The sequence below is a fragment of the Marinitoga sp. 1154 genome (assembly GCF_013363285.1).
Taxonomy (GTDB): domain Bacteria; phylum Thermotogota; class Thermotogae; order Petrotogales; family Petrotogaceae; genus Marinitoga.
Genome location: NZ_LBFB01000061.1, coordinates 1 through 1260 on the forward strand (window position 1 = coordinate 1; position 1260 = coordinate 1260).

1 protein-coding gene is annotated in these 1260 nt (G+C 20.0%); it reads right to left on the reverse strand.

The features are described from left to right. On the reverse strand, positions 1-1260 hold a 1260-nt coding region (locus XO12_RS11060; RefSeq protein WP_175420344.1), incomplete at both ends, for a hypothetical protein.

A 1260-nucleotide genomic window follows, 5' to 3' on the forward strand; every position in this document is an offset into this window, starting at 1 on the left:
TATATGTTCTATAATAAATGATTTTATTATTTTTCCTTCTTTTAATTTATATACTATTACTCTGTTTCCATCTGTTATTACTAATTCATCTTTATTTATATCTATTGCTTTAACTTCTTTAAATGGATGCATGATTATATTTTCTAAATTACCTGTAAATATATTGTATATAAATATATTTGATTTTATATCTTCTACTAGTATTTTATATGTATCTTTTATCGGTATAACTTTTTTTATTGGGTTTAATATTGTTATTGATTTTATATATGAATCTTTTTGCCAGTTGTGTATTAAAATCCTATTTCCTGGTTTTGAATTAATACTTCCACTTAATCCATAATAGGATATTATATATTTGTTATCATAAGAAAGATTTATTTCTTGTATTAATCCAAAATGTCCTTTGAATTTCATAACTTCTTTTTTATTCTTATAATCATATTTTACTATTTCGTATTCTTTATTTCCATAATATATATACTCTCCATCAAATTCTGCTGTTTTTTGTATTTTTTTATCTTTATATAATATTTTTCCTGTTTTTAAATTATATAATTCTATAATTCCATTTTCACATGATATAAACAGTTTATCTTTTATTATTTTTATTTTTGATAAATAATCATCCAGCTCTTTTTTAAAAATTATTTGTCCTTCTTTTTTTATTGTTAGTTCTGCATATTCATTTTCTATTATTTCATATCCATTTTGAATATCGTAATATTTTATATTTTCATCGTAGTTTTTGTATTTTTCTAATTTCATATGTTTATATACAATATTTTTTTCTTGAATTTTCGCATTATCTTCTAAAAGATAGAAATTTATATAATCTTCATCGCTTTTTATGAAATATTTATCTGTCAATATTACTTTATTTTTTGCAGGATTAAATCCTGCATCTTTTTCATATTCGATTTTGAAATCTTTTAAATTTATTTTTCGAAGTTTTCCTTTCCCATATAATATATATAATGCATGTATTTTTTTGTTTGTTGATATGTCATATATATATTCATTGTCACTAAAATTCTTTATTACTTTTAATGTTTTTTTGTTTAGTATGCTTACTTTATCAATTCCTGATAAGATTATTATATAATTGTTTGTTCCCAATATTTTTCTTATAGGATCATTGGATATTTTTGCGATTTTATTTTCTAGTATTATATTCCCATCTGTTGTTCCTAGTATAATTTTCCCATCTATTTCATTTATTGTAGATATGTATTTGTCATAATTTATAGTTTTTATATA